Origin of the sequence: Nostoc sp. DedSLP03 (genome assembly GCF_034530815.1) — a bacterium.
Lineage (GTDB): Bacteria > Cyanobacteriota > Cyanobacteriia > Cyanobacteriales > Nostocaceae > Nostoc.
The window spans coordinates 1-1862 of sequence record NZ_JAVRCK010000219.1; the positions used below are offsets into that span (position 1 = coordinate 1).

General features: G+C 40.7%; 2 protein-coding genes. Both read left to right on the top strand.

What is annotated here, in order from left to right:
- Positions 1 to 110 precede the first annotated feature (110 nt).
- On the top strand, positions 111 to 1106 hold the full coding sequence (locus tag RM368_RS38340; RefSeq protein WP_322698908.1) for an ATP-binding protein: 996 nt from the start codon (positions 111 to 113) through the stop codon (positions 1104 to 1106).
- Entirely contained in the window at positions 1096 to 1812 is a 717-nt protein-coding gene (locus RM368_RS38345) for a TniQ family protein (RefSeq protein ID WP_322698907.1), read from the top strand. Before RM368_RS38340 ends, RM368_RS38345 begins: the two co-directional genes overlap by 11 nt.
- Positions 1813 to 1862 lie beyond the last annotated feature (50 nt).

Here is a 1862-nt window from a genome sequence, read left to right on the forward strand (position 1 = left end):
CCTGAGTCAAACGAGGCTCTGTTCTCTTTAGATTTTCTTTACGAATCAGCTCTCAAGAAGTCGCTGAAATTCTTCTGCGAACAATTGCCGAACCCGCAGGAGCCTCATTTATCTTTGTTTATGGCCCCAGTGGTGTTGGTAAAACAACTTTGCGACTCCGTGTTGAGCAGAAATTAACAGAACTAGCGTTACCTCAACTGGAAAGCGATCGCGCTCATGTTCCTGTTATTGGTATTGAAGCTATAGCCCCAGAATCGAGATACTTCAACTGGAAAGAATACTACACACGCGCCTTAATTGCCTTGGAAGAACCATTAATCGATCACAAGTTTGATTACGGCGTGCGTGGGATCTCTCGCGATAATTTTGGCAAAATTAATGTTGAGTCGAAAGTAGTTGCACCTGCTCTACGCAGAGCTTTAGAAAATGCTCTCATCCATCGTCATCCAGACGCATTTTTTGTAGATGAAGCACAACATTTTGGTAAGGTAGCAAGCGGATACAAGCTACAAGATCAATTAGACTGTCTCAAATCTTTAGCAAATATGACAGGCATCTTGCACTGTCTATTAGGAACATACGAACTGCTTATATTCCGTAATTTGAGCGGTCAACTCTCACGTCGTAGTGTTGATATTCATTTCCGCCGTTATTGTGCTGATAGCCCAAAAGATGTACAGGCTTTTAAGAGTGTGTTGTTAGCTTTTCAACAGCATCTGCCACTAGCAAAAACTCCAAATTTAGTCGATCGTTGGGAATATTTGTACGAACGTAGTTTAGGATGTATTGGCACACTGAAAGATTGGCTAACACGCGCTCTTAAAAATGCTCTAGATCGAGCAGCAACAACAGTCACTCTCAAAGATTTACAAAAACGTGCTTTGTCGGTTGCTCAGTGTCAGAAAATGTTCAAGGAAATTCAAGAGGGTGAAAAAGAATTATCTGAGACAAAAGAAGATGTACAAAACTTACGCTCTGCATTAGGACTTGGCGCACAACCAATTGTGCTACCCGAAGAAACCCCAAAAACTACTCGTCCGCAAGGAAAGGTTGCCAAACGCAACCCTACAAGAGATCCCATCGGAGTGCAGCAAGATGTTAGTTAGTCTATTAGAAACATACGAATCTTGGGATTTAAAAAAGGTTTCCATTCCATCTCGCAGTCATTTGTATCAATTAGAGCCTGTTGGCATTAGAACACCAATGGTGGAAAGCCTTACAGGATATATAGAAAGATTAGCGGAGGCTCATTGTATACCTCCAGATGTATTAATTTCACGAACAATCACACCACTACTAAAACAAATATTTTTGAAATCTCGAACTAGTAGAGATTTACGTTCTCTTTTCGACCGTGCCACAGCTATAAATGGTACAGGAAATATAGCAATAGATTTAGTACAAGCACTTCAGAGGCTAACGCTTATAGAAGATTTGCACTTGCTGACCCTGCTATTTTGGTCTGAAATTATTCCCACGCGCAATTTGTTTCGTACCAAAAGTGCTTGGTGTACTGTATGTTACGAAGAATGGCGTTTAGCTAAACAAGTAATTTATAAACCACTACTTTGGACTATAAATTCAGTAAAAGTATGTCCTTTACACAAAATATATCTACGTTTACAATGTCCTCATTGTCAGCAGGAATTACCACTACTAAGTTGGCGATCGCGACCTGGTTACTGTTCCAAGTGTGGTGGTTGGCTAGGTATGAATCTTCCTGTCAAGTCCTCCTCAGAACTTACGGATTGCTCAACTTTATCTAAAGAAGAATTACATTCGCAAACTTGGATAGTAGAGGTTATTGGTTGAGGGGGCGACAATACTCGTTAAAGTACCACAGGTAAAGGATTTGAAGTAAC